The 26,582-nt window shown below is 63.9% G+C and carries 23 protein-coding genes; 12 read left to right on the forward strand and 11 right to left on the reverse strand.

The features are described 5' to 3' along the window. The first annotated feature begins 173 nt into the window (after positions 1 to 173). The 7 genes from CK220_RS28455 (at position 174) to CK220_RS28485 (ending at position 7,179) form a co-directional block, all read left to right on the forward strand. Positions 174 to 1,322 (forward strand): acyl-CoA dehydrogenase family protein, encoded by a 1,149-nt coding sequence (locus tag CK220_RS28455; RefSeq protein ID WP_095814705.1) that lies wholly within the window; start codon positions 174 to 176, stop codon positions 1,320 to 1,322. Between the two features lie 45 nt (positions 1,323 to 1,367). After that, entirely contained in the window at positions 1,368 to 1,763 is a 396-nt protein-coding gene (locus CK220_RS28460) for a RidA family protein (RefSeq protein ID WP_095814706.1), read from the forward strand. Positions 1,764 to 1,928: 165 nt separating this feature from the next. Next, positions 1,929 to 2,657, forward strand: coding sequence for a GntR family transcriptional regulator (locus CK220_RS28465; protein ID WP_095814707.1), 729 nt, complete (start codon positions 1,929 to 1,931; stop codon positions 2,655 to 2,657). A 405-nt stretch (positions 2,658 to 3,062) separates the two neighbouring features. After that, on the forward strand, positions 3,063 to 4,205 hold the full coding sequence (locus CK220_RS28470; protein WP_095814708.1) for an aminotransferase class V-fold PLP-dependent enzyme: 1,143 nt from the start codon (positions 3,063 to 3,065) through the stop codon (positions 4,203 to 4,205). An 83-nt stretch (positions 4,206 to 4,288) separates the two neighbouring features. Further along, the gene (locus tag CK220_RS28475) at positions 4,289 to 5,074 is read left to right on the forward strand and encodes an ABC transporter substrate-binding protein (RefSeq protein ID WP_095814709.1); all 786 of its coding nucleotides are present in this window, start codon (positions 4,289 to 4,291) and stop codon (positions 5,072 to 5,074) included. A gap of 109 nt (positions 5,075 to 5,183) precedes the next feature. Further along, on the forward strand, positions 5,184 to 5,858 hold the full coding sequence (locus CK220_RS28480; protein WP_095814710.1) for an amino acid ABC transporter permease: 675 nt from the start codon (positions 5,184 to 5,186) through the stop codon (positions 5,856 to 5,858). 40 nt (positions 5,859 to 5,898) lie between these two features. Then, positions 5,899 to 7,179 (forward strand): cysteine desulfurase-like protein, encoded by a 1,281-nt coding sequence (locus CK220_RS28485; protein ID WP_095814711.1) that lies wholly within the window; start codon positions 5,899 to 5,901, stop codon positions 7,177 to 7,179. Positions 7,180 to 7,323: 144 nt separating this feature from the next. Here CK220_RS28485 and CK220_RS28490 read toward each other — a convergent pair whose 3' ends face one another. The 6 genes from CK220_RS28490 to CK220_RS32665 form a co-directional block, all read right to left on the reverse strand. Further along, a complete protein-coding gene (locus CK220_RS28490; protein WP_095814712.1) occupies positions 7,324 to 8,151 on the reverse strand; it encodes a dipeptide ABC transporter ATP-binding protein in 828 nt (275 codons plus the stop codon). Between the two features lie 13 nt (positions 8,152 to 8,164). Next, on the reverse strand, positions 8,165 to 9,016 hold the full coding sequence (locus CK220_RS28495) for an ABC transporter ATP-binding protein (RefSeq protein WP_095814713.1): 852 nt from the start codon (positions 9,014 to 9,016) through the stop codon (positions 8,165 to 8,167). Beyond that, on the reverse strand, positions 9,016 to 9,900 hold the full coding sequence (locus CK220_RS28500) for an ABC transporter permease subunit (RefSeq protein ID WP_245429432.1): 885 nt from the start codon (positions 9,898 to 9,900) through the stop codon (positions 9,016 to 9,018). The genes CK220_RS28495 and CK220_RS28500 overlap by 1 nt, the downstream gene beginning before the upstream one ends. Before the next feature lie 26 nt (positions 9,901 to 9,926). Next, a complete protein-coding gene (locus tag CK220_RS28505) occupies positions 9,927 to 10,934 on the reverse strand; it encodes an ABC transporter permease subunit (protein WP_095814715.1) in 1,008 nt (335 codons plus the stop codon). A gap of 50 nt (positions 10,935 to 10,984) precedes the next feature. Beyond that, complete coding sequence (locus CK220_RS28510) at positions 10,985 to 12,583, reverse strand: ABC transporter substrate-binding protein (protein WP_095814716.1); 1,599 nt, start codon at positions 12,581 to 12,583, stop codon at positions 10,985 to 10,987. Between the two features lie 368 nt (positions 12,584 to 12,951). Then, entirely contained in the window at positions 12,952 to 13,344 is a 393-nt protein-coding gene (locus CK220_RS32665) for a hypothetical protein (RefSeq protein WP_245429431.1), read from the reverse strand. On the opposite strand from CK220_RS32665, the gene CK220_RS28515 reads away from it, so the two are divergent. Further along, on the forward strand, positions 13,328 to 15,031 hold the full coding sequence (locus CK220_RS28515) for a long-chain fatty acid--CoA ligase (protein ID WP_280952767.1): 1,704 nt from the start codon (positions 13,328 to 13,330) through the stop codon (positions 15,029 to 15,031). The genes CK220_RS32665 and CK220_RS28515 overlap by 17 nt on opposite strands. A gap of 77 nt (positions 15,032 to 15,108) precedes the next feature. Continuing rightward, on the forward strand, positions 15,109 to 15,744 hold the full coding sequence (locus CK220_RS28520; protein WP_095814727.1) for a 50S ribosomal protein L11 methyltransferase: 636 nt from the start codon (positions 15,109 to 15,111) through the stop codon (positions 15,742 to 15,744). Here the strand turns inward: CK220_RS28520 and CK220_RS28525 are convergent, their stop codons facing one another. Continuing rightward, positions 15,745 to 16,470, reverse strand: a complete 726-nt coding sequence (locus CK220_RS28525; protein ID WP_095814718.1) for an HAD family hydrolase — start codon at positions 16,468 to 16,470, stop codon at positions 15,745 to 15,747. 5 nt (positions 16,471 to 16,475) lie between these two features. Next, positions 16,476 to 18,119, reverse strand: a complete 1,644-nt coding sequence (pgi, locus tag CK220_RS28530) for a glucose-6-phosphate isomerase (protein WP_095814719.1) — start codon at positions 18,117 to 18,119, stop codon at positions 16,476 to 16,478. Positions 18,120 to 18,421: 302 nt separating this feature from the next. Here pgi and CK220_RS28535 point away from each other — a divergent pair, with 302 nt between their 5' ends. Continuing rightward, positions 18,422 to 19,915: a PLP-dependent aminotransferase family protein gene (locus tag CK220_RS28535; RefSeq protein ID WP_040974759.1), complete on the forward strand. Its 1,494-nt coding sequence runs from the start codon at positions 18,422 to 18,424 to the stop codon at positions 19,913 to 19,915. Between the two features lie 218 nt (positions 19,916 to 20,133). After that, the gene (locus CK220_RS28540) at positions 20,134 to 21,723 is read left to right on the forward strand and encodes a trimethylamine methyltransferase family protein (RefSeq protein WP_095814720.1); all 1,590 of its coding nucleotides are present in this window, start codon (positions 20,134 to 20,136) and stop codon (positions 21,721 to 21,723) included. Positions 21,724 to 21,741: 18 nt separating this feature from the next. Here the strand turns inward: CK220_RS28540 and CK220_RS28545 are convergent, their stop codons facing one another. The 3 genes from CK220_RS28545 to CK220_RS28555 all read right to left on the reverse strand — a co-directional run bounded on the left by CK220_RS28545 (position 21,742) and on the right by CK220_RS28555 (position 25,901). After that, positions 21,742 to 22,140, reverse strand: coding sequence for a hypothetical protein (locus tag CK220_RS28545; protein ID WP_095814721.1), 399 nt, complete (start codon positions 22,138 to 22,140; stop codon positions 21,742 to 21,744). A gap of 81 nt (positions 22,141 to 22,221) precedes the next feature. Next, positions 22,222 to 23,832 carry an FAD-dependent oxidoreductase gene (locus CK220_RS28550; RefSeq protein WP_141245246.1) on the reverse strand — a complete coding sequence of 537 codons (1,611 nt, stop codon included), beginning with the start codon at positions 23,830 to 23,832 and terminating at the stop codon, positions 22,222 to 22,224. A 263-nt stretch (positions 23,833 to 24,095) separates the two neighbouring features. Continuing rightward, positions 24,096 to 25,901, reverse strand: coding sequence for an IlvD/Edd family dehydratase (locus CK220_RS28555; RefSeq protein ID WP_095814723.1), 1,806 nt, complete (start codon positions 25,899 to 25,901; stop codon positions 24,096 to 24,098). A gap of 150 nt (positions 25,902 to 26,051) precedes the next feature. Between CK220_RS28555 and CK220_RS28560 the strand changes: the two genes are divergently transcribed. Beyond that, on the forward strand, positions 26,052 to 26,501 hold the full coding sequence (locus tag CK220_RS28560; protein WP_095814724.1) for a carbon monoxide dehydrogenase subunit G: 450 nt from the start codon (positions 26,052 to 26,054) through the stop codon (positions 26,499 to 26,501). The last annotated feature ends 81 nt before the right edge of the window (positions 26,502 to 26,582 follow it).

Here is a 26,582-nt window from a genome sequence, read left to right on the forward strand (position 1 = left end):
ATCTCCCCCACTTGGGGGGAGATCAGCTGTCATCTCTGCTTTCGCCAATCACGAAGGTCGCAAGAATGAGCGGGGCGCCAAAACTGCCAATCTGCCCCCTTGTGGGGGAGATGTCCGGCAGGACAGAGGGGGGCGCCGTAGAGTGCAAACCCCGCGGAACTGCTGAGGCACAAATGCCTGACCGTTCCTTCCTCAACTGGCCCTTCTTCGAAAGCCGCCATCGCCAACTCTCCGAGCAACTCGACGCCTGGTGCGCAAAGAACCTGCCCGTCGATCACCACGACGTCGATGCGGCCTGCCGCAACCTCGTCTCCATGCTCGGCCGCGACGGCTGGCTAAAGCCGACGGCGCTCGACCCGGACAATCCGGCACCGCTCGATGTACGTACGATCTGCATCACGCGCGAGACGCTGGCGCGCCACGACGGGCTCGCCGACTTCGCCTTCGCCATGCAGGGACTTGGCACCGGCGCGATCTCGCTGTTCGGCACACCGGAGCAGCAGCGCTGGCTGGAAAAGACGCGGGCGGGCCAGGCGCTTGCCGCTTTCGCGCTGTCGGAGCCGCGCTCGGGATCGGATGTCGCCAACATGGAGATGACGGCTGTCCGCGACGGCGACTTCTATGTGCTCTCGGGCGAGAAGACTTGGATCTCCAATGGCGGCATTGCCGACGTCTACATCGTCTTCGCCCGCACCGGCGAGGCGCCGGGCGCCAAGGGGATTTCCGCCTTCGTTGTGCCGGCCGACACTAAGGATCTCAGTGTCGCCGAGCGGCTTGAGGTCATCGCCCCGCATCCACTCGCGCGGCTGTCGTTCGACAATGTACGCCTTCCGGCTTCCGCCCTGATCGGCAAGCCCGGCGACGGTTTCCGCATCGCCATGGCGGTGCTCGACGTCTTCCGCTCAACCGTGGGCGCCGCGGCGCTCGGCTTTGCTCGAAGAGCGTTGGATGAAAGCATCAAAAGGGTGGCCGAGCGAAAACTGTTCGGCGCGCCGATGGCCGAGTTGCAGCTGGTGCAGGGCCACATCGCCGACATGGCGCTCGATGTCGACGCCGCCGCCCTGCTCGTATATCGCGCCGCCTGGACCAAGGACATGGGCGCCGCGCGGGTGACGCGCGAGGCAGCCATGGCCAAGCTGTTCGCCACCGACAAGGCGCAGGAAGTGATCGACAAGGCGGTGCAGCTGCATGGCGGCGACGGCGTGCGCAAGGGCCATATCGTCGAGAGCCTGTATCGCGAGATCCGGGCACTGCGCATCTATGAAGGAGCGTCGGACGTGCAGAAGGTGGTGATCGCCAGGCAGGTGATGGGAACGGCGTGAGACCAATGCCTTGCGGACCGCATTTCAGTTAAGGGGAAGCTAGATATGCACACGATCCTGCAGCCGGAAGGCTGGGCCAAACCGATCGGCTATGCCAACGGCGTGGCCGCGCGTGGCCGGCTGGTCTTCATCGGCGGCCAGGTCGGCTGGAATGCCGCGTGCCAGTTCGAGACCGACGATTTCGTCGGCCAGGTGCGGCAGACCCTCGCCAATATCGTCGCCGTGCTCGCCGAAGCCGGCGGCGAGCCGCAGCACATCACCTCGATGACCTGGTATTTTACCGACAAGGCCGAATACCTCGCCAATCTCAAAGGGATCGGCGAAGCCTACCGCGCCGTCATCGACCGGCATTTCCCGGCGATGGCCGCCATGCAGGTGGTGGCGCTAGTCGAGGACCGGGCGAAGGTGGAGATACAGGCTACGGCGGTCATTCCCGACTGAGTTCAGCCAGCGGCAACACCCCGGTAGCCGCGCAGCGGCGACTCCGCCGATCCGCCGGCTTTTATCTTGGCCCAATCTGTGATCAGATGATCACGCCCGCGTCGGGGGCATGTTTGGCGTGCTCTTCGCACATAGGCTTTGTGAGCAGTCAAGGAAAGCAAAAGCGTGGCTCTGGGCTTCGAACCAGTATCGGGACGCATCACGGTCCAGGATGGCGTCTACCAACAGCTTCGCCATGCCCTGATGGTCGGCAGCTTCGATCCTGGGCAGGTGCTGACCATCGCCTCGCTGGCGCAGGCTTTCGGCACCTCAAACATGCCGGTGCGCGAGGCGTTGCGGCGGCTGGCTGCAGAGAATGCGCTCGAAATCTCGCAGAACGGTTCAGCCTGCGTGCCGGTGGTGACGCGGGCGCGGCTCGACGACCTCTGCCGGGCCCGGCTCGCCGTCGAAGGGCTCGCCGCCGAGCTTGGCGGGCCGCGCCTGACCGCAGGCGAGATCGCCAGCCTGCAGCGGGTCACCGACGACCAGCAGGCGATCGGCCGCGACGGCAGCATTTACGAGCTGATCGCCAAGAACCAGCAGTTCCACTTCACCATCTACCGCGCCTCCGGCTCCGATGTTCTGTTCCAGCTGATCGAGACGCTGTGGCTGCGCTTCGGTCCCTACATGCGATTGCTCTCCAACCATGTCGCGCCGCTGATGCGCGCCGGCGCCATGGAGCCTTCGGGCCGGCACATCGCGATCATCGCGGCCATCAGAGACAAGGACTTCATCCGCGCGCGCGACGAGGTGGTGGCCGATATCACGGCGACACAAGCGACTTTGCGGACGATCTGTCCTGACGTGCCGGAGACCAGACCGGTCGATTTCGCCGCCTTCGGAAGGACGCCCTGACGCCTACAGGTTCGTCATCCACGGGCGAAGCAAGGAGCGAAGCCACGCGGCGCAGACCCGAGGATCGATTCCGTGACCTTGAGGCGCCGCCGCGGAGCAAAATTCTGCGCCGCTGCACCGCTCATATGTAACGGAATGGACCTTGGGTCTACGCGGTACGCTTCGCTTCCCGCTGCGCCCAAGGATGACGACGGAATGGGCGTTCGGCCAATCTCCATAGTGTAGAACCTGCCAACGCAGACGTAGAGAATCCGTCGCTTCGGCCATCTCCACAGAGATTTAGCAGCGGCTCGTGGACCAAAGATAATCAGCACTTCTTGGTCGCCAATCCGCATTTCTTCCCTGTTGCCGATTGATCCTTGTCCGGATTTGTGATCACATGATCACAAGGGAGCGAGACAGCAAATGTCCGGCTATTTTCTCTATCATTCGATCGGCACCTTCCCCGGCAAGGCCGAGCAAATGGCCGCCTCGCTGACGAAATTCTCCAACATCTGGTCGGCACAAGACGACGGCCAGTGGCCCGCCGCGCTTGCCGCGCAGCAACGCTTCATCGATGCCTGGACGCGGCTGATCGAGGCGCCGCAAGGCACGCTGACCACGGCCGAGAATGTCACCGCCGCGCTCTACAGCCTGATCGGCGCCCTGCCGGCCGCGCGCCTGGCGGGAAAACGCCTGCTGGTCGCCGGCGACTGTTTTCCGAGCCTGCATTTTCTGCTCGCGGGCTTGGGCGAGCGTTTCGGCTTCACCCTCGACACCGTCCCATTGCGGCCAAGCGAGACCTGGGTGCGCGACGAAGATTTCATCGCCCGCTGGCAAGCGGATGTCGGGCTCGCGCTCATCACCTTCGTCACCTCGACGGCCTCGCACCGCTGCGATGTCGACCGGCTCGCCGCGCATAGCCGCGCCATGGGCAGCATCGTCGGCGTCGACGTCACACAGGGCATCGGCGTGGCGCCGTTTTCGGTTGCCGCGACGCCGGTCGATTTCGTCGTCTCGACTTCGCTAAAATGGCTGTGCGGATCCTCCGGCGCCGGCATTTTGCAGGTCGCGCCGGAACTTCTTAAGTCCTGCCGGCCGGAGTTGCGGGGCTGGTTCAGCCAGCCGAACCCATTCTCCTGGGACCTCGACGCTTTCACTTATGCCGACGATGCGCGCCGCTTCGATCATGGCACGCCGGCGATCCTGGCGAGCGTCGCCTCGCTGCCCGGGCTGGAGTGGGTGGAACCGACCGGCATCGACGCCATCCGCGCGCAGAATGCCGGGCTGGTCGAGCGTATCATCAGCGCCGCGCTGGAGAATGGCTGGGAGATCCGCTCGCCGCTCGACGCCAGGGAGCGCGGCGGCAGCGTGATGGTCGGCCTGCCGCCGCAAGGCGCCGAGCCGGCGAAGATCATAGCCGCGCTTCGCAAGGAGCGGCTTTACTGCGATGCCCGCGGCACGACGCTGCGACTGTCTCCCGGCATGGTCACCACAGAGACGGCGGTCGATGCGCTGATCGCGCGGCTCACCGAGCATATCGGTTCGCGGCGACGTCGCGCGTCCTGAATTCAGGTATCGCCTCGCCTGCGGCGCCCGGGAGTTTGGCGCCGGAAAGGGGCGGATCAGGAACCGAACCAGAGGGAAGCAAGATGTTGAAACGTCTAGGACTGATTGGGGTGGCCGTCGCTGCCGGCCTCGCCTTTGCGGCACCCGCCTTTGCCGACAAGATCATGGTTGGCGCCTATCCGGCCAACCCGCCATGGGAATACAAGACCGAGTCCGGCGGCTTCGAGGGGTTTGAGATCGATGTCGCCAATGATGTCGCCAAGCGCATCGGCGCAGAGGTCGAGTTCCAGGATCTCGGCTTCCAGGCACTGTTCGCGGCGACCGCTTCGGGCCGCATCGACTTCGCCGTGTCCTCAATCTCGATCACCAAGGAGCGGCTGCAGAACCAGGGCTTCACGCAAGCCTATTACGACAGCGACGGCACCATCGTCGGAAAGGCCGACTCGACCATCAAGTCGCTCGACGATCTGAAGGGCAAGACCATCGGCGTCATCGCCGGCTCGACGGGCGAAGCTTACATGAAGGAAAACGCCGCAAAGCTCGGCGTCGCCGAAACCAAGAGCTACAACGCCCAGCAGGATCTTTTGCTCGACGTGCAGAACGGCCGCATCGACGGCGGCGCCGGGGAGCTCGCCGGCTTCCTGTTCGCGATCAAGCAGATGCCGGCGCTGAAGATCCTGGTGCGCATCCCGACCGGCGAGCGTTTTGCGATGATGACCAAGAAGGGTCATCCGCTGCTGGAAAAGGTCAACGACGCGATCAGCGCCATGAAGAAGGACGGCACGATGGCCGCGATCCACAAGAAGTGGTTCGGCGTCGATCCGGAGGCCGGCACCAGCACGGTGACGCCCGGCCCGATCCCGCAATAAGCCGGCGAATTGCCAGCTTCGACGAGAGCGTCGGCGATACGCCGGCGCTCTCGCTTCTACCCTTGGGCGCCGCACAGACGGAGCGCGCCCTGTCTCACGGTGAACGCCGATGGAACTGATCGACACCTTCTTCAACTGGGGCATTCTGGTCCGATCGTTTCCGATCCTGATCCGCGGTCTCGGCAACACCATTCTGCTCGGCTGCGCGGCGATCGTCTTCGGCACCATCGGCGGGCTGGCGATCTGCCTGGTGCGGCTCTACGCGCCGAAGCCCCTCAGACGGCTGGCGATCCTCTGCATCGACATATTCCGCGCGCTGCCGATCCTGGTGGTGCTGATCCTGATCTATTACGCCCTGCCCTTCGTCGGCATCCGCCTGACGTCCTTCGTCTCGGCAGCACTTGCGCTGTCGCTGGTGTTGGCGGCCTTCACCGCGGAAGTCTGCCGCGCCGGCATCGAGAACATTCCGAAGGGCCAGTTTGAGGCGGCCTCGGCACTCGGCCTGCCCTTCTGGGTCGCTATGCGCAAGGTGATCCTGCCGCAAGCAATCCGTGTCGTCATTCCGCCGCTCACCAGCAACTGCGTCTCGGTGTTCAAGGACACCGCGCTCGCCTCGGTGGTGGCGATGCCGGACCTCCTGAAGCAGGCGACCGACGCACAGGCGCTGATGGCCAATCCAACGCCGCTGATCGGCGCGGCGATCATCTATCTCGCCTTCCTGTGGCCGCTGGTGCGGCTGGTCGGCTACCTCGAAGAGCGCGGCAAGGCCCGGTCTGCGCACTGATCCCCTTAGAATTACCCCCGATGACCTGAAGGAGACTCCCGTGAACCAGCACCATGTTTCGAAAGCGCAGGAGAGCGCCGCTTCGTTCCCGGTCGAGAAGATCCGCGCCATGTTCCCTGCGATCCGGCAGGCCGGCGACTTCATCTTCATGGACAACGCCGCCGGTGCGCAGATCCCGCAAAGCGTGCTCGACGCGGTGACCAGCCATCTGGTCCGGCACAACGTGCAGCGCGGCGGCCGCTACGGCCGCAGCGTCGCCGTCGACCAATCCGTCGCCGAAGCGCGTGAAAGCGTGGCGCTTTTGATCAACGCCTACAGCCCGTCCGAGATCTGCTTCGGAATGAACGCCACCTCGTTCATCCGCCTGGTCAGCCTCGGCATCGGCCAGATGCTTTCGCAACGCGACGAGATCGTCGTCACCGACATGGACCATGACGCCAACATCGCAACATGGCTGGCGCTGGAGCAGGCCGGCGCCAGGTTCAAATGGTGGCGCATGCGCGAGGACGGCAATCTACATGTCGACGACCTCAAGCCGCTGATGTCGGACCGCACCCGGCTCGTCGCCTGCACCGTGACCGCGCACTCGATCGGCTCGATCGTCGATGTCGCTTCGGTCGCCAAGATCGCGCATGCGGCAGGCGCGGAAGCGTTCCTCGACTGCGTGCATTACGGGCCGCACGGGCTGATCGACGTGCAGGCCTGGGACTGCGACTATCTCGTCTGCTCAGGCTACAAGAATTTCTCGCCACATATGGGTTTTCTCTGGGGCCGCTTCGAAACGTTGAAGCGGCTGCCGACCTTCCGCGAGGATTTCATCCCGGATGAGCCGCCCTACAAGGTCGAGGCCGGCACCTTCATCTACGAGAACGTCTCAGGCATGGATGCCGCCGTCCGCTATCTGGAATCGGTCGGTCGCAATTTCCTAGCCGAGAACAACCGCTCGCGCCGTGAAAACATCGTCGCCGGCATGAGTGCCATCCGCGACTACGAGCTGATGCTGGCGCGCGAGATGATGAAGGTGCTGAAGGACTGCGGCGCGACAATCTACGGCGTCGCCGACGAGGCGCGCATCCATGAGCGCGTGCCGACCTTCTGCTTCAACATCGGCACACTCTCGCCGCAGAGGATCGTCGAGGAGATGGCGGCCATGCAGATCGGCATCCGCGACGGCCATATGTACGCGCCACGGCTGATGAAGCGGCTCAACCTGTCGATGGACAGCGGCGCGATCCGCGCCTCGCTGGTTCACTACAACACGGTCGAGGAAGTGCACCGGTTTGGGGAGGCACTGCGGGCGATCATCGCGATGCTGTCGTAAGTTGGCGCTTTACCCTCACCCGGACCTTCGGTCCGACCTCCCCACAAGGGGGAGGTAGGGCGCCGCGCTCTTGGCTTCGTCATCCACCGGCGAAGCACGGGGCGAAGCGACGCGGCGCAGACCCGAGGATGACGACCTCCGGGCTCAAGCCGCCTTCTTCTTCGCCAGCCTCGCCTTGATGCTCGCCACGTCGGCGCGAGGCGTCGCGGCGAAGAGCGTCTTGGTGTAGCTGTGCTGAGGGTTGGAGAAGACTTCATCGCGCGGACCGTATTCGACCGCCTCGCCGAAATACATCACCATCACGTCGTCGGCGATGTAGCGCACCACCGACAGATCGTGGCTGATGAAGACATAGGTCAGCTGGAACTCGTCCTGCAGGTCGGCAAGCAGGTTGAGCACCTGCGCCTGCACCGAAAGATCGAGCGCCGAGACCGGCTCGTCCAGCACCAGCAGGCTCGGGTTCAGCATCAGCGCGCGGGCAATGGCGATGCGCTGACGCTGGCCGCCGGAGAACATATGCGGATAGCGGTTGTAGTGCTCGGGGCCGAGGCCGACCTTCTTCAGCATCTTCATCGCCAGGTCGCGGCGTTCCTCGGCCGGCTTGTCGGTATTGATCAGCAGCGGCTCGCCGAGCACGTCGCCGATCTTCTGGCGCGGGTTAAGCGACCCGTACGGATTCTGGAAGACGATCTGCACCTTGCGGCGCATTTCCTTGGTCAACCCGTCCTTGGCGATGTCGACCTTGTTGCCGTCGATGAACAAATCGCCGGCGGTCGCGGGATCGATCAGCGTGATGATGCGGGCGAGCGTGGACTTGCCGCAGCCGCTTTCGCCGACAATGGCGAGCGTCTTGCCCTTCTCGACGCTGAAGGAGACGCCCTTCACCGCATGCACCGTACGCGCGGGGCGGAACAGGCCGCCGCCGACATGGTAGTCGCGCTTGATGTTCCTGCCTTCGACAACCTTGGTCATGCGCCGGCTCCGATCATGCACTAGCTTCTGGAGGCGCCGGCTCGAACAGCATGTCGGAGACGGTCGGCAGCCGGTCGCCAACGGCGTTCTCCGGCAGCGCAGACAGCAGCGCGCGCGTGTAGTTGCTTTTCGGGTTCTCGAACAGCGACAGCACGCCGGCCTCTTCCATCTTGCGCCCCTTGTACTGGACGATGACGCGATCAGCGGTTTCGGCGACCACGCCCATATTGTGGGTGATCATGATCAGGCCCATGCCGTATTTGGCCTGCAGCGACACAAGCAGGTCGAGAATTTGCTTCTGGATGGTGACGTCGAGCGCCGTTGTCGGTTCATCCGCGATCAGGAGCTTCGGATTGCAGGCAATCGCCATCGCGATCATGACGCGCTGGCATTGGCCGCCCGACATCTGATGCGGGAAGGAGTTGAGCCGCTCGGCCGGCTCCGGAATGCCGACCTGCTTCAACAACTCGATGGCACGCGCCCGGCGCTGCGCGCGATCCATGCCGAGATGGAAGCGCAGCACTTCCTCGATCTGAAAGCCGACGGTGAAGCAAGGAGTGAGACTGGCGATCGGCTCCTGGAAGATCATGGCAATGTCCTTGCCGATGATCTTGCGGCGCTCGGCCGGACTCATCTTGAGGAGATCGCGGCCGCCAAACGTCATGCGGTCGGCGGTGACAGTGGCCGTCCAGGGCAACAAGCCCATAACCGCCAGCATCGACACCGACTTGCCGGAGCCGGATTCGCCGACGATGGCCAGCACCTCCCGCTCGTCGACATGGAGCGAGACGCCGTCGACGGCACGGAACGGGCCTGACGCGGTCTGGAACTCGACGACGAGGTTCTGGATGTCGAGCAATGCCATCACGACCTCCTGAGCTTCGGATCGAGCGCGTCGCGCAGGCCGTCGCCGATCAGGTTGATGGCGAGCACCGTGATAAGTATGGCAAGGCCGGGGAAAGTCACCACCCACCAGGCGCGCAGAATGAATTCGCGAGCCGAGGCGAGCATGGTGCCCCATTCCGGCGTCGGCGGCTGGGCGCCGAGGCCGAGGAAGCCGAGCGCTGCCGCCTCGAGAATGGCGTTGGAGAAGGACAGCGTGCCCTGGACGATCAGCGGCGCCAGGCAGTTCGGCAGGATGGTCTTGAGCATCAGCCTCAGGTGCCCGGCGCCGGCGACCTTGGCAGCCACGACATATTCGCGGCTCTTCTCAGCCATCACGGCAGCGCGCACCAGGCGGGCGAAATGCGGCTGCAGGACAAGCGAGATCGCCAGCATCGCATTGAACAGGCCGGGCCCGAGGATGGTGACCAGCACCAGCGCCAGGAGCAGCGATGGGAACGCCAGGATCAGGTCCATGATGCGCATGATGGCGACGTCGACCCAGCCGCGGAAATAGCCTGCCAGCAGGCCGAGCGTGATGCCGCCGACGAGCGCCAGCGTGACGACGACGGCGCCGATCAGCAGCGAGAAGCGCGCGCCGTAGAGCAGACGCGAGAGCATGTCGCGGCCGACCGGGTCGGTGCCGAGGATATATTGCGAGCTGCCGCCCGCCTGCCAGGCCGGCGGCCTGAGGAACGCGGTCTTGTCCTGCACGTCCGGTGCATAGGGCGCGAGCAACGGCGCAAACAGCGCCGCCAGCACCAAAAGGATGAAGACGACCAGGCCGATGACGGCGCCGCGGTTGACCGAGAAATAGTGCCAGAAGGTCTTGAAGCCGGTCAGCCGGTCCGGGCTGCCGGCGGCCATCGGGGCGATTTCGGTCGACTGGCTCATCACGCCGCCCTGATGCGCGGGTTGATGACGGCATAGAGCACGTCGACGATGAGGTTAACGGCCATGACGATGAGGGCGATCAAAAGCAGACCTGACTGCACGACGACATAGTCGCGCTTGAAGATGGAATCGACCATCCACTTGCCGATGCCCGGCCAGGCGAAGATGGTTTCGGTGAGGATAGCGCCGGCAAGCAGCGTGCCGACCTGCAGGCCGATGGTGGTGACGACCGGGATCAGGGCGTTGCGAAGTGCGTGCGCACCGATGACGCGGGCGGCGGAAAGGCCCTTGGCGCGGGCGGTGCGGACATAGTCCTCTCCGAGCACCTCGAGCATGGCCGAACGGGTCTGGCGCGCGATCACCGCCAGCGGAATGGTGCCGAGCACGATCGCCGGCAGGACGAGATGGCTGAGCGCCGAACGCAGCGCGTCCCATTTGCCGTAGAGGATGCTGTCGATGGTCATGAAGCCGGTGATCGGCTTCAGGAAGAACTGCAGGCCCATGCGGCCCGACACCGGCGTCCAGCCGAGATAGCCGGAAAAGAAGATGATGAGCAGCAGGCCCCACCAGAAGATCGGCATGGAATAGCCGACCAGCGCGGTGCCCATCAACGACTGATCGAACCATGATCCGCGCTTGACGGCCGCGAATATGCCCGCCGGGATGCCGATCACCATGGCGAAGATCATGGCGAAGAAGGACAATTCCAGCGTCGCCGGGAACAGCGTCTTGAACTCCTGGAGAACCGGGCGCTTGGAGGAAATGGAGACGCCGAAATCGCCGGTGGCGACCTCGCCGACATAGCGCGCATACTGCTCCCAGACCGGCAGATTGTAGCCGAACTGTTCCTTGAGCTCTTCGTAGCGCGCTGGCGTGACGCCATGCTCGCCGGCCATGGCCAGGATCGGATCGCCGGGCAGCAGCCGGACGAAGGCGAAGGCGCAGATGGTGATGCCGACGAGCGTCGGGATCAGAAGTGCGATTTTGTTGAGGAGATATCTGAGCATCGTGAAATGGAATGGGGCGGCGATAATTCGCGCCGCCCCGTTCGCAAATATTACTCGGCCTTGTCAACGCCGTCGAAGCGATGAATGCCGAGCGGGTCCATCTTGAAGCCGCTGACGTTGTTGCGGACAACGGCATAGACCTGGCTGTGGGCGAGCAGGAAGGCCGGCGCCTGCTTGGCGAAGATTTCCTGCGCCTGCTCATAGAGTTTGGTGCGCTCGCCCTGGTCGCTGGTCTTCTTGGCCTTCTGGATCAGGTCCTCGAAGTCCTTGTCGCACCAGCTGGAGTAGTTCGAGACGCCGATGGCCGAGCACGCGAAGAGGGTGGCGAAGAAATTGTCCGGATCGCCATTGTCGCCGGTCCAGCCGATCTGGAAGGCGCCGGGACGCTCCTTCTTCTTGCCTTCCTCGCGATACTTGGTCCACTCGTAGTTGACGATATTGGCCTTGACGCCGACCTTGGCCCAGTCGGCCTGGATCAGCTCAGCCGCGCGCTGGAAGTTCGGGTTGTAGGGACGCACGCGGTCAGCGGCCCAGAGCTGGATCTCCTTCAGCCCGGCATCGGCCAGCACCTTCTTGGCCGCCTCCGGATCATAGGAATCGAACTTCACATCCTTGTTCCACGACCACATGGTCGGCGGGATCAGGTTCTGCGCCGGCGTTGCACCAGCGTCCTGGAACAGCGACTTGATCAGCGCTTCCCGGTCGATCGCCTGGTTGAGCGCGTGACGAACCTCCGGCTTGTCGAGCGGCGGGATCGTCGTGTTGTAGCTCATGTAGCCGATGTTGAGGCCGGCCTGATCCATCAGGGTCACGTCCTTGTTGGCCTTGATGGTGGCGATGTCGGCCGGGTTCGGATAGGGAGCGACATCGCATTCGCCGGCCAGCACCTTCTGGATGCGGGCGGTCGCGTCAGGTGTGATGGCGAAGACGAGATCGTCGATCTTCTCCTTGCCCTTGAAGTAGTCGGGGTTCGCCGCATAGCGGATGACCGAATCCAGCTGATAGTCGACGAACTGGAACGGCCCGGTGCCGATCGGCTTGGTCGAGAAGTCGGCCATCTTGCCTTCCTTCTCGAGCTGGTCGGCATATTCCTTCGACACGATCGAGGCGAAGTCCATGCCGAGATTGGCCAGCATCGGCGCGTTCGGCTCGGTCAGCGTCAGCTTGACAGTGAGGTCGTCGACCTTTTCCCACTTGGCGACGTATTTCGGCATGTCCATGCCGGTGTAATAGTCCCAGGTCAGGTTCGGCAGATACTTCTCGCCGTTCCACGGATTCTGCTTGTTGAACTGACGGTCGAACGAGAAGACGACGTCATCGGCATTGAGGTCGCGCGTCGGCTTGAAATAGTCGGTGGTCTGGAACTTCACGCCCGGGTGCAGGTGGAAAGTATAGACCAGGCCGTCGTCGGAAATTTCCCATTTGTCGGCGAGGCCCGGCTCGATCTCGGTGCCGCCGTGCTTGAACTCGACCAGGCGCGAATAGACCGTGCGCGACGAAGCGTCGAAGTCGTTGCCGCCCGTCGTGGTACCCGGATCGAAATTGGCCGGCGACGCTTCCGAGCAATAAACAAGCGTCTTAGCATTGGCCATCCCGCCGAGGACGCTTGCAGCCAGCAACGCGGCTGCAAAAGTCATTGTCTTTTTCATTGAGCACTCCCTGATGTTCTTCCAAGCCCCTCTATCAGGCTCGCGAAGCGCGCATATAAGCACCGTTTTTGGGGCTTTGGAACACCCCGTTTGCGTACCCCATGGTAAGCAGGAGAAGAATCCGTATTTTGCTCAGCCAGCGGAAAAAATGAGCACAATTTTTCGCTCACGCTAATGTTAACAACCGCATTTTTTTATTGATCGAGCCTCCTCCGAAATGCAGCGAGGAGCTCCTGCCTGCGATCCCGGTTCCTCGTTGGGACGCGCCTGAAGGCGGCGTCGAGGAAAGAGATTTCGGCGGCAAATCTTTCCGCCGCTACCGCTGGGGCAAGACTTGCACGGCCGCTGATAGAGGCAATACATAGACGTCAGGCTGGATTTCTTGGAATCCGCAATCGGCCGCAGCGGAGGAACGCGTCCGATATCGGAAGGAGACGCGGCCCAGCAGCAAGACCAGGACACCAGGGAGGGATTTTGGTGGCAAAAGCAGCAAAGACAACGCCCCCCGCGAAGGCAAGAGCCAAGGCCGCGACCGTCAATGCGGGCGCGCCCAAGGCTTCATCTTCTAAGACCGCTTCGCCAGCCAAAACGCCGTCACCTGCAAAGCCCGGCTCTAAGCCGAAGGCCACTGTGAAACCGACTGCCGCTGCAAAAAAGACGAACCCCACATCCACTGCCAAGGCTGCAACCGCAAAGGCCGACAGGCCTGCGGCCGCAAAGGCGGCCTCGGGAACGCCCAAACGGCTGCCGAAGGCGATCACGGAACTCGCGGCAGGGTTGCCAGAAAAGCCTTGGCTGAAAAACTATCCGAAGAACATGCCGGCCGAGATCGGTCCGCTGCCTTACAATTCCATCGGCGACTTCCTTGTCGGCGCCTGCAAGCAGTTCGCCAGCCGGCCGGCGTTCGTGTGCATGGGCAAGTCGATCTCCTATGCCGAGCTCGAGCGGCTTTCGGCGGCCTTCGGCGCCTATCTGCAGTCGAAGGGGCTGGAGAAGGGCGCGCGCGTGGCGCTGATGATGCCGAACGTTTTGCAATACCCGGTAGCGATGATGGCAGTGCTTCGCGCCGGCTTCACGGTGGTGAACATCAACCCGCTCTATACGCCGCGCGAGCTGGAGCATCAGCTCAAGGATTCCGGCGCGCAGGCCATCGTCATTCTGGAGAACTTCGCCAACACGCTGCAGGCGGTGATCGCCAGGACGCCGGTCAAGCATATCGTGGTGGCGGCGATGGGCGATATGCTGGGCGGGCTGAAAGGCGCGATCGTCAACCTCGTCGTGCGGCGGGTGAAGAAGATGGTTCCCGCCTGGTCGCTGCCCGGCCATGTCAAATTCAACGCCGCGCTTAAAACGGGCGCGGGTCTCACCTTCAAGCCCGCGGCGGTGTCGGGCGACGATATCGCCTTCCTGCAATATACAGGCGGCACGACCGGCGTCTCGAAGGGCGCGACGCTGCTGCACCGCAACGTCTTGTCCAACGTGGCGCAGAATTCGCTCTGGGTGGAAGACGCCTATACGGTCAAGCCGAAGCCGGCGCATCTCAACTTCGTCTGCGCGCTGCCGCTCTACCACATCTTCGCGCTGACGGTGAACGCGCTGATGGGCATGCAGCAAGGCGCGCAGAACGTGCTCATTCCGAACCCGCGCGACATTCCGGGCTTCGTCAAAGAACTGCAGAAATACCCGGCCCACATCTTTCCCGGCCTCAACACGCTGTTCAACGCGCTGCTCAACAATGAGGATTTCCGCAAGCTCGATTTCAGGCCGCTGATCCTGACTCTCGGCGGCGGCATGGCGGTGCAGAAAGGCGTGGCCGAGCGCTGGAAGGCACTGACCGGCTGTCCGGTGAGCGAAGGCTACGGGCTTTCCGAAACCTCGCCGGTGGCGACCGCCAACAACTTCAGCTCCAGCGACTTCACCGGCACGATCGGACTGCCGCTGCCTTCGACGGAGATCGCCATTCGCGACGACGACGGCAACAACGTGCCGCTCGGCGAAGTCGGCGAGATCTGCATCCGCGGGCCGCAGGTGATGGCCGGCTACTGGAACCGGCCGGACGAGACCGCCAAGGTGATGACCAAGGACGGGTTCTTCAAGTCGGGCGACATGGGCTTCATGGATGAGCGCGGCTACACCAAGATCGTCGACCGCAAGAAGGACATGATCCTGGTCTCCGGTTTCAACGTCTATCCGAACGAGCTGGAAGAAGTCGTGGCGCAGCACCCTGGCGTGCTCGAGGTGGCGGCGATCGGCGTGCCGGACGAGCACTCCGGCGAGGTGCCGAAGCTGTTCGTGGTCAGGAAGGATCCAGCGCTCACCATCGAGACGCTGACCGCCTATTGCCGCGAGAACCTGACCGGCTACAAGCGGCCGAGATACATCGAATTCCGCGCCGAGCTGCCGAAGACGCCGGTCGGCAAGATCCTGCGGCGCGCGTTGCGGGAGTAGATTTGAGCGAAAATGTTGCCGGCCTGACGCCAGTACGTCGCGCCGGCCTCGATCCCGCCGAATTCATCAAGGCGAACATGCGGCTTCAGCCGGTGCCGTCGCTGGCTGAAATCCGGCTCTATACGGCCCATCCCGGCAGCGGGCTGAGGCGGCTACTGGAGCCGGAGGACGGCTCGCATGAGCAGGCGGCCGAGCCGCAGCCGCCCTACTGGGCCTATGCCTGGGCGGGCGGCGCGGTGCTGGCGCGCTATGTTCTCGACCGGCCGTCAACCGTTGCTGGCCGCCGTGTGCTCGATCTCGGCGCCGGCTCCGGCCTTGTCGGTATCGCCGCGGCGCGAGCCGGGGCAAGGGAAGTGACCGCGGCGGAGATCGACCGCAACGGCATCATCGCGCTCCGCCTTAACGCGGAGGCCAACGGCGTCGCCATCACCATAGTCGGCGAGGACATCAGCGGCGATCCGCCGCCTGCTGTCGATCTGGTGCTCGCCGGCGACGTTTTCTACGGGCGGGCGGTGGCGCGGCGGATCGTCCCCTTCCTCGACCGCTGCCTGGCTGCCGGCATCGAGGTGCTGATCGGCGACCCGGGCCGCGCCTGGCTGCCGAGGCGGCGGCTTCGCCTGCTTGGCGAATATCAGGTGCCCGATGTCGGCGGAAACGGCGGCGGCACGCCGAAGCCGAGCGGGGTGTTTGCGTTCCTCCCCGGAAAGCCCTGATCAGCCCGCCGGCACACTCATCCGCGCGGCGAGAAAATCCGGCAGGTCGGCGACCGAATCCAGGATGACGTCGGCCATCGGCGACAGCGAGTCGCGCGTGCCCGTGCCGGAAAGCACGCCGATGGCCAGGCCGCAGCCGCCGGCGCGCGCCATTTCGAGATCGTGGCGATTGTCGCCGACCATGGCGATCTCGCCGGGCTTCAGTCCCGTCAGATCGCAGAACGCGATGACCGTGTCGGGCGCGGGCTTCGGGTTCGCGACCGCATCATAGCCGAAGGCGGCCTCGAAGAGCTGCGCGACACCGAGCGTGGCGAGCGTCTTCTCGGCGCCGCTGGTGGAATCGTTGGTGGCGACGCCCAGCCGGAAGGATCGCTTGTGCAGCGCCCGCAGCGATTCGACGATACCGGGCAGCGCGACAGCCATCGACGAGCCCTGAACCGAGGTGATCTCGTTGAAGCGGGCGACGGCCAGCATCTGGTCCTCTTCCGACAGGCGCGGGAACCAGAGCTCGACGACGTCCATGTTCGAGCCCGAGGCAAAGATCGAATCGGGCTTGAAGCGCTTGCTGACGAAATCGAAGCCGGCGGCGGCGAGCAACCTGTCGGCTTTCCAGCGATCGCCTTCGGCGGCGTCCATCGCCATGAAATCGGCAATGCCGAGCCAGGTAGCGTTGAAGTCGACAAGCGTGCCATCCTTGTCGAACAGAATTCCCTTGATATCTGCCAATCCTTTTACTCCGCGCCGCGCAATTGGTGGATATGAGCCACCAATCCGGCAGTCGAGGCGTCGCGTTTTGCGGCAGTCTCCTTGCCTTCCACGACGGGCAGCAGGCCTGTCGCCAGTTCCTTGCCGAGTTCGACACCCCACTGGTCGAACGAGTTGATGTTGAACAGCGCGCCCTCGACGAAGACGCGATGCTCATAGAGCGCGATCAGGCGACCGAGCGTGCGCGGATCAAGCTTCCGGTAGAGGATGGTGAGTGAGGGACGGTTGCCCGAAAAGACGCGATGCGGCGCGATGTGGTCGACATCGGCGGGCTTCATGCCCTTGGCCAGCATCTGCGCGCGCGCCTCTTCCAGCGTGCGGCCCTTCATGAACGCTTCGGACTGTGCCAGGCAATTGGCGAGCAGCAGATCGTGGTGGGTCTTCAGCTCGGGCTCGTGGCTGACGGCTGCGGCAAGAAATTCGACCGGGATGAAATCGGTGCCCTGGTGCAAAAGCTGGAAGAAGGCGTGCTGGCCGTTGGTGCCGGGCTCGCCCCAGACCAGCGGGCCGGTCGGCGTGGTCACCGCTCCGCCGTCCAGTGTCACGCTCTTGCCGTTCGATTCCATATCGAGCTGCTGCAGATAGGCCGGCAGGCGCGACAGGCGCTGATCGTAAGGAATGACGGCGCGGGCCGGGTATTTGCAGACGACGCGGTGCCACCAGCCGATCAACCCCAGCAAAACAGGCAGGTTCTTTGGCAGGGGTGCCGAGCGGAAATGCTCGTCCATCTCATGCGCGCCGTCGAGGAAGGCGCGGAAATTGCGCGGGCCGATCGCGATCGTCACCGGCAAGCCGATGGCGCTCCACACCGAGTAGCGGCCGCCGACCCAGTCCCAGAAGCCGAAGACGCGGTCGGAGGCGATGCCGAACTTGGCCACCAGGTCGAGCGCGGTCGAGACGGCGGCGAAATGCTTGCCGATCGCCTCCTTGCCCAACGCCTTTTCGACCCATCTGCGCGCCGTCTCGGCATTGGTCATCGTCTCGACGGTGGTGAAGGTCTTGGAGGCGATGATGAACAAGGTCGTCTCGGGAGACAGGCCCTTCAGCGTGTCGTGGATATGGGCGCCGTCGACATTGGAGACATAGTGCGCGCGTGGCCCGTCATGGTAGGGAGCGAGCGCCAGCGTGACCATCGCCGGGCCAAGATCCGAGCCGCCAATGCCGATATTCACGACGTCGGTGATCTTCTTGCCGGTGGCGCCGGCCGCCTCGCCGGAGCGAACCGCGTCAGCGAAGGCGCCCATGGCGTCGAGCACGGCGATCACATCGGCCTTGGTGTCCTGGCCATCGACCACGACACTCTTGCCGGTCAGATTGCGCAATGCCGTGTGCAGCACGGCGCGGTTTTCGGTGATGTTGATCTTCCTGCCTTCGAACATCGCGGCGCGCCGGCCTTCGAGATCGGCGGCGCCGGCGAGCTTCTCCAGCATCGCCATCGTGTCGGCGTCGACCGCGCATTTCGACCAGTCGAGCAGAAGATCGCCATCGGTGGCGGAGAATTTCTCGAAGCGCCTGGGATCGGCGGCGAAAGCTTCGCGCATGGTGCCCTTGGCTGCCGCGCGCTGCTCACGCAGGGCGGTGACCTGCTTGTCGAAGGCTGACTGATCCAATGGTGGCTCCTGGCGGGTTTTTAGACCTATTTTAGCAGGCCGGATGTTTCCGGCGCGTGTCGTCGCGACATTGTATTGAGCCGATTTCCGTTTCGTTCAAGCGCGGCAGTGACGCACTGCATCACGCTTTTATGATGCCCTGCAACATCCGCTCCATGGCAGACGCGCACTTTCGGGAGCAATGGATCACTGGCATAAATCCCAGCGATCAGAAAAATTGATTGGCGCAACCCCTTGTGCCACCCCTACACTCGACTGGTCCAGCCAAGTGAAAACAGCTGGCCATCCGAGGATGATCTCCCATGCCACAGCGCAATGACACGGCCATATGGTCCGGCCTGTTCCGGATTTCGGCCGAATCCGGACAAACCCTCCAGGCACAGATCCGCCAGGCGATCGTCGCAGCCATCCTCGACCGGCAGATCGCCGCTTCGATGCCGCTGCCGTCATGCCGAATTCTGGCGGAAAAGCTCGGGGTTGCCCGCGGCACGGTGGTGCTTGCCTTCCAGCAGCTGGTCGACCAGGGTTTTCTGGTAGCGCGCGAGCGGCGCGGCCACTTCGTCAACCCTGAAGTGCTGGCTACCCCCGCCAAGCCGCACCAGAAGGCGCCCGACCAGCAGAACGAGATCGACTGGAAGGCGCGTCGGCAGATCGCCGCCAGCGACATGCCGCCGCCGGCCAAGCACGACAACTGGATCAAGTCCTCCTACCCGTTCGTCTACGGGCAGTTCGATCCGGCGCTGTTTCCGACCGCCGAATGGCGCGAGTGCAACCGCATGGCGCTCGCGGTGCTGGAGATCCGCAACTGGGCATCCGACATGGTGGATCGGGACGATCCGCTGCTCATCGAGCAGATCCAGGCCCGGCTTTTGCCGCGGCGCGGCATCTTCGCCAATCCGGACGAGATCATCGTGACGCTGGGCGCGCAGAACGCGCTCTATATGCTCGCCTCGCTGCTGATGACCAAGGGCTCGAAGGTGGCCATGGAAGACCCCGGCTATCCGGATGCCCGCTCGATCTTCCGGCTCGCCGGCGCCGATATCCAGCCGGTTCCGGTCGACCAGTCGGGTATCGTGACCTCGGCGATCCCCAGCGATTCCGGCTTTGTCTTCGTCACCCCCAGCCACCATTGCCCGACCATGGTGCCGCTGTCGGCGGAGCGCCGGCAGGATCTCCTGGCGCGGGCCAACCGCAACAACCAGATCATCATCGAAGACGGCTATGACAGCCAGCTTCTCGACGAGGCGCCGCAGCAGGCGCTGAAGAGCCTCGATCGCTCGGGCCGCGTCATCTATGTCGGCTCGATGTCGAAGACGCTGGCTCCGGGTCTGAGGCTCGGCTACATCGTCGCTTCGGCAGGACTGATTGCCGAGCTTCGCGCGTTGCGCCGCTTCATGCTCAGGCACCCGCCGGCAAACAACCAGCGCGCCGTTGCGCTGTTTTTGTCGCTCGGCCATCACGAGGCGCTGGTGCGCAGGCTCTCCGCCGCTTTCGACGAGCGGCGCAAGCGTCTGGTCCATGCGATTTCCGCTTTCCTGCCAGAGTGGCGCTCGACCGACTCGGCGGGCGGCACATCGTTGTGGCTGGAGGGCCCGCGCGGCACCGATTCACGAGGGCTCGCCGAAGCGGCCGCTTCGCGCAGCGTCATCATCGAACCCGGCGACCGGTTCTTCGACCGCAGCGAAAAGCCGTCGCGTTTCATGCGCTTGGGCATCTCTTCGATCTCGCTGCAGCACATCGAGCCCGGGATCCGGGAACTCGCCACGGCGGCCGGCCGCAGGCCCGCTGCCGCCTGATCACCCCGGACTGGGAAATGAGAGCCGGCGTTTCGTCGGCTCTTTTTTTGGCGCGCCCCAATCGCTTTAGCATTCTGGTATATTCGACGGGACTGGCTGGCTCATAGGCTGTGCCAATGCCGACGGCATAGTCGAGGCATAAAGGGGACGAGGCAGGCCGATGGTGGACCAACCGCCGCGCATCCTGCCCCTGAAAAAGCAAAGGTGGAGTGCTTTCCATGTCAGTGGCTCTTGAGAAGCAGGAAGCGTCGTCGGACCAGCGTTCGCGACGGTCCGGCGGGCGCGAAGCGCGCCGCGCGATGCGGGCAGCGCCGCTCGCAGACGAGATCCGTCCGGTGCGAGCCGGCCTCGAAGGCGGCAGCTACGGACCATTGAGCCAGAACGACAAGGAACGCATCCATGAAGCGGTGCTGACGCTTCTGGAGACGGTGGGCTTCGCCAATGCCATCCCCTCCTGCATCGAGGCGCTGACCCGGGTGGGCGGCACCTATGGCGACGACGGCCGCATCCGCCTGCCGCGCGCGCTGGTCCTCGACACGATCAAGAAGGCGGCGCGCCACTTCACGCTTCACGGCCAGGATCCCAAGCACGACATGGTCATCCAGGGCAAGCGCGTCCATTACGGCACGGCGGGCGCCGCGGTGCATCTGGTCGATGTGGAGAAGCGCGAGTACCGCGAATCGCAGCTGCAGGACATTTACGACGCCGCCCGGCTGGTCGATGGGCTCGACAACATCCACTTCTTCCAGCGCACCATGGTGCCGCGCGACATCCCCGATCCGCTCGAGATGGATTTCAACACGCTCTATGCCTGCGTGATGGGGACGTCGAAACATGTCGGCACCTCGTTCACGGTGCGCGAGAACGTCAAGCCGGCGCTGGAGATGCTCTATGCGATCGCCGGCGGCGAGGAGAATTTCCGGGCGCGACCGTTCGTGTCGAACTCGAACTGCTTCGTTGTGCCGCCGATGAAGTTCGCCGAGGACGCCTGCGGCGTGCTCGAGGCCTGCGTCGAGGGCGGCATTCCGATCCTGCTTTTGTCTGCCGGCCAGGCCGGCGCCACGGCTCCCGCCGCGATTGCCGGCGCCGTCGTGCAGGCGGTGGCCGAGGTGCTGATGGGCCTGGTCTATGTCAACGCGATCAAGCCCGGCCATCCGGCGATTTTCGGCACCTGGCCCTTCGTGTCGGATCTCAGGACCGGCGCCATGTCCGGCGGTTCGGCCGAGCAGGCGGTGTTGACCGCGGCCTGCGCGCAGATGGCGCAATATTACGACCTGCCGGGCGGCTCGGCGGCCGGCATGACGGATTCGAAGCTGCCCGACATCCAGTCCGGCTATGAGAAAGGCATCACCGATGTGATGGCCGGTCTTGCCGGCCTCAACCTCGTCTACGAATCGGCCGGCATGCATGCCTCGCTGCTCGGCTTCTGCCTCGAAAGCCTGATCATCGACAACGACATGCTCGGCCACTGCCTGCGATGCGTGCGCGGCATCGAGGTGACGGACGAGGCGCTGTCGATCGACACGATCGCCGATGTCTGCCTCAAGGGCCCCGGCCACTATCTCGGCAACGAGCAGACTTTGAAGCTGATGCAGACCGAATATTTTTATCCCGCAGTTGGCGATCGTTTCTCGCCCAAGGAATGGAACGAGAAGGGCCGGCCCGACATTTTGCAGCGGGCGATCGCCGAGAAGAAGCGCGTGCTGGCCGAGCGCTTCCCGCGCCATGTGTCGCGGCTCATCGACGACAAGCTGCGCGCGCGCTTCGGCGAGATGATCAAGCTGCCGCGCAACAAAATGGGCGGCTGATCTTTCCGATCTCGCAGATCACTCTGCACGCAGCCCATAGCGCTCGACGACTTCGGCGTTGATCAGCTTGGCATGCAGCGTCATCAGCACGATCTGCGCATCGAAGCTGTCGCCGGCTTCGAGCGCGGCCTCGATGCGGCGCTCGGCTTCCAAAGTGTGCTCCCTGCCATTGGCCCGCTCGAAGGTTTCCGCTCCGGCGACGCAATAGCTGCAGAGTTGCGCCACCGATTGGTAAGTCTGAGGGGGCGGCTCCTCGGGCCATTGATCCTTCATCAGGTTGACGATGGTGAGCTTGACGCCCTCAGGCACCAGCGCCGGATGCAAGTCGACTTTGCGCAAGGCATCGTCGAGCTGGCGCAAGTCGCCCGAACGCCCGAACATGCCGAGGAAGCCGAGGGAAGAGCGCCGTTTCGCCACGGTGGTCCTTTCGTTCCGATGTCTCGTGACTCATATGGGGATCGGGGATCGTTTTGCATCGGATCTTCCGGCAAGCAGCGTTCAGGCCAGCCAAGGGATTAATGCGAAGTCGCGCTGGAGAAGCGCCTCCGCGCTTTCCAGCGCGCCCTCGATCCAACCATGGCTGTTGGACCAGGCTTCCCCGCAGATGTGGATGTCCGGCGCCAGATCGTGGGTTTCGCCAGCGCTCGCAACGTCGACCCCGCGGGCCCATAGATGGATGGCTCCACCAAAGGTTCCTGCACCCCAGTCCCGGGCGAAACCGCCCATCGCATCCTCAGGCTTCGATGCCAAGCCGTAGACTTCGATCATCTGGCGATGGATTTCCGCCAGCACCGGATGATCCGGAGGCAGGACGGCAAAGCCATCCTGCGCGTCAAGCAGTGGCAGCAGCTTGCGCCAGTAGCCGATGGCAGGGCCATCGCAATAGATCACGACGGCGCCCTTTTGCGCGGTTCCGCGATCGCCCGCGGCGCGACTAAAATGCCATATCTGACGGACAGGCAAATCGGTGACGCTGTGGCCGCCCTGAATTCCAAGGCGTTCCCACCAGGCATCCCGGTAGCAGGCGGCAAGCACAAGCATGGGCCAGGCAACGACTCGGCGCGCAGGGTCGGCGAACCGTTCGGCCAGCAGCGGACCGGATTTTGCGGCAAGCGCGCTCAGCGGTTCCCGCGGCAAGGCCAGAATGACCTTGCGAGCCGCAACCCCAGAGACATCGCCACCACTGGCGACAGACAGGACTGCCCCTTCGCCGGTCGGCGTCAGCCCGACCACAGCATGTCCGCAATGGACCGCGCCGCCACTATCGTGGATGCGATCTTTGAGCCTCTCAGCTACCCGTTGGAACCCTCCGTCAGGCGAGAGATAGGGCCGCCCGCCGCTCAGCTCGCTAAGCGCCAGCCTGAAAATCTCGGCGGCGTTCGGTCCGTCAACCATCAGGGAATATCCGATCGCCCCCTCGAGGTACGCCAATTCCTCGCGGGTAAGCACAGTCGCGAGCACCTCGCGCGCCGTCCAGTGGCTCAGCGGCCGGCCGCGATAGGCAAGCCCGCGCGCTGCCTTGTTCCAGTCATCCCGGCCGAATTTCGAGGCTCCGGGAGCGATCCTTTCGGCTGCGGTCCTCATCAGCCGCGCGGGACCCTTTTCCTGTGTCCGACGCGACACCGCGAAAGGAAACAGCCGCCGTGGCGCGAAACGCGATATCCTGCCGTAAGGAATGCTCCTGCCGCGCAGATGGAGGACGTTTTGGTCCGAGGCGATGACGAAGGGCGAGGTCCCGATACCGAGGCTTTCAAGCAAATTCACCAGTAGCCGGTGCTCAGGCATCAGCATGGTTGCGCCGAGGTTGATGTCGAAGTCCGGTTCCCCAGGGAAGGATACGGAGGACGCCCGCCCGCCGACGCGGTCTGCAGCCTCGAAAACCTTGACTCTCAGCTTCTTGTTGCTTTGATCAAGTAGCCGCCAGGCCGCAAACAGGCCGGCCATGCCGGCGCCAACCACTGCGACATCCAGTACTTTGTCCGGCGCGGTATTGTCCATCAAGCCCGCACTAACACGGGCCGGCGGGCATGCGCACCACCAGGTGTTGATTTTCCACGCTAAAACCGAGATTCTACCACCGCGCCGCAATGACGGGCTTGATTTGCCCAACCGGTCGGTTCATCAAGCGCGGATTGGGATTTTGATTACAGGCGGGGACCTATGAAAAAGGCATATCAGCCACCGGTTATTCGCAAGGTGGGACTGCTGTCCAGCGTGACAGCCATCGTCGCGATTTCCGGGGCGAAGCCTGCTTAAAGGCCTAAGTTGCTTGCGGGCTGGCAGCCGGCCGGCATTCTCTAGCTGCTTGTCTGAGGGCGGCCTGATTCCGTCAGGCCGCCTTCGCTATTTTTCGGAAGCTGCGCGACGCTTGCTCAATGATTGTCGCGCGGCACGCCTCTGGTGTGCGCGACATCCTGATATTTCACCGCCGGCTTCAGCACCATGCCGGCCGAGAACTGGTCGACCATGCCGCGCTGGATCTCCTGCCAGGGCGTCTGGTGCTCGGGATAGTCATAGCCGCCATCGCCCTGCAGCGCTGCCCGCCGCCTGGCGATCTCCTCGTCGCTGACAAGGATATCGGCGGTGCCCTTCCTCAGGTCGATGCGGACCCGGTCGCCGGTCTTGAGCAGCGCCAGCCCGCCGCCGACCGCTGCCTCCGGCGAGGCGTTGAGGATCGAGGGCGAACCCGACGTGCCGGACTGGCGGCCGTCGCCGATGCAGGCCAGCGAATGGATGCCCTTCTTGATGAGATGGGCCGGCGGCTGCATGTTGACCACCTCGGCGCCGCCCGGATAGCCGACCGGACCGGCGCCGCGCATGAACAGGATCGTGTGCTCGTCGATGCCCTGCGCCGGATCGTCGATGCGGGCGTGGTAATCCTCGGGGCCGTCGAAGACCATGGCGTTGCCTTCGAAAGCCTCCGGATCGTTCGGGTTCGAGAGATAGCGCTCGCGGAATTCGGGCGAGATGCCGCTGGTCTTCATGATGGCGGAATCGAACAGATTGCCCTTGAGGTTGATGAAGCCGGCATTGCTCTTGAGCGGCTTGTCGACGCCGCGGATGACATCGTGATTTTCGTTGACCGCGGCGCGGCAATTGTCGCCGATCGACTTGCCGTTGACGGTGATCGCGTCGGGGTGCGGCAATAGCCCGCCCTTCAGCAGCTCCGCCACGACGGCCGGCACGCCGCCGGCATGGTGATAGTCCTCGCCGAGATACTCGCCCGTCGGCTGCAGGTTGACGATCAGCGGCACGTTGAGGCCGATGTTCTGCCAGTCGTCATTGTCGAGCGGCACGCCGAGATGGCGGGCGATGGCATTGAGGTGGATCGGCGCGTTCGTCGAGCCGCCGATCGCCGAATTGACGACGATGGCATTCTCGAACGCTTGGCGGGTCATGATGTCCGACGGCTTCAGATCCTCATGCACCATATCGACGATGCGCTTGCCGGTCTCGTAGGCAATCTGGCCGCGCTCGCGATAGGGCGCGGGGATGGCGGCCGAGCCCGGCAGCTGCATGCCGAGCGCCTCGGCCAGCGAGTTCATGGTGGTGGCGGTGCCCATGGTGTTGCAATAGCCGGTCGACGGTGCCGAGGAGGCGACGATGTCCATGAACTCGTCATAGTTGATCTCGCCGGCCGACAGCCGCTGGCGCGATTCCCAGACGATGGTGCCGGAGCCGGTGCGCTTGCCCTTATGCCAGCCATTGAGCATCGGGCCGACCGAAAGCGCGATCGCCGGAATGTTGACGGTCGCCGCCGCCATCAAGAGCGCGGGCGTGGTCTTGTCGCAGCCGATGGCCAGCACGACACCGTCGAGCGGATAGCCGTAGAGCACCTCGACGAGGCTCAGATAGGCGAGATTGCGGTCGAGCGCCGCCGTCGGGCGCTTGCCGGTCTCCTGGATCGGGTGACACGGGAACTCGAAGGGGATGCCGCCCATGGAGACAATGCCTTCGCGCACGCGCTTGGCGAGCTCGAGATGGTGCCGGTTGCAGGGCGAGAGATCGGAACCCGTCTGCGCGATGCCGATCAGCGGCTTGCCCGACATCAGCTCGGCGCGGGTCAGCCCGTAATTGAGGTAGCGCTCGAGATAGAGCGCCGTCATGCCCGGGTTGTCGGGATTGTCGAACCACTCCTGCGAGCGAAATTTCTTCTTCTTGGTGGGGGCGCCTGCCATCGTGGTCTCCGTATTTGTATGACAAATCGATATGACAACGCGCTCATGCAGGCAAGAGGCAGACACGCCGCAGACCCGCACTTTGGTGCGATAGACATGGAAAGGGCCGCGCGCTAGGACCAATCGACGTCAGCAATCCGGGAGGTCTTGATGGCTTTGGTGATCGAAGGCGAGGAGCGGATCGCCGCACCCGTCGAGAAAGTGTGGGAAGCCCTCAACGACCCGGAAATCCTGAAGGAGGCGATTCCCGGCTGCCAGAGCCTGGAAAAGAAATCGGACACCGAGATGGCCGCCACCGTGGTGCTGAAGATCGGGCCGATCAAGGCGACCTTCAACGGCGAGGTCATGCTGAAGAATCTCAAGCCGCCGCATTCCTACACGATCCAGGGCGAAGGCAAGGGCGGCATCGCCGGCTTCGCCAAGGGCGGCGCCGACGTGACGCTGACCGCCGACGGCGCGGACACGACGGTCCTGAAATACGCCGCCAAGGCCGAGGTCGGCGGCAAGATCGCGCAGCTCGGCAGCCGGCTGATCGAATCGACCTCGAAGAAGCTGGCCGGCCAGTTCTTCTCGACCTTTGGCGAGAAGGTTAGCGCCTAGAGCCGGATGATTTTAGGTTGAACAGTATCCGGCGTTTTCGAAGTAGTTGGTGCATTCGGTTGCGGTGAGGCCATCGAGGAT

The sequence above is a fragment of the Mesorhizobium sp. WSM3860 genome, assembly GCF_002294995.1.
Classification (GTDB): domain Bacteria; phylum Pseudomonadota; class Alphaproteobacteria; order Rhizobiales; family Rhizobiaceae; genus Mesorhizobium.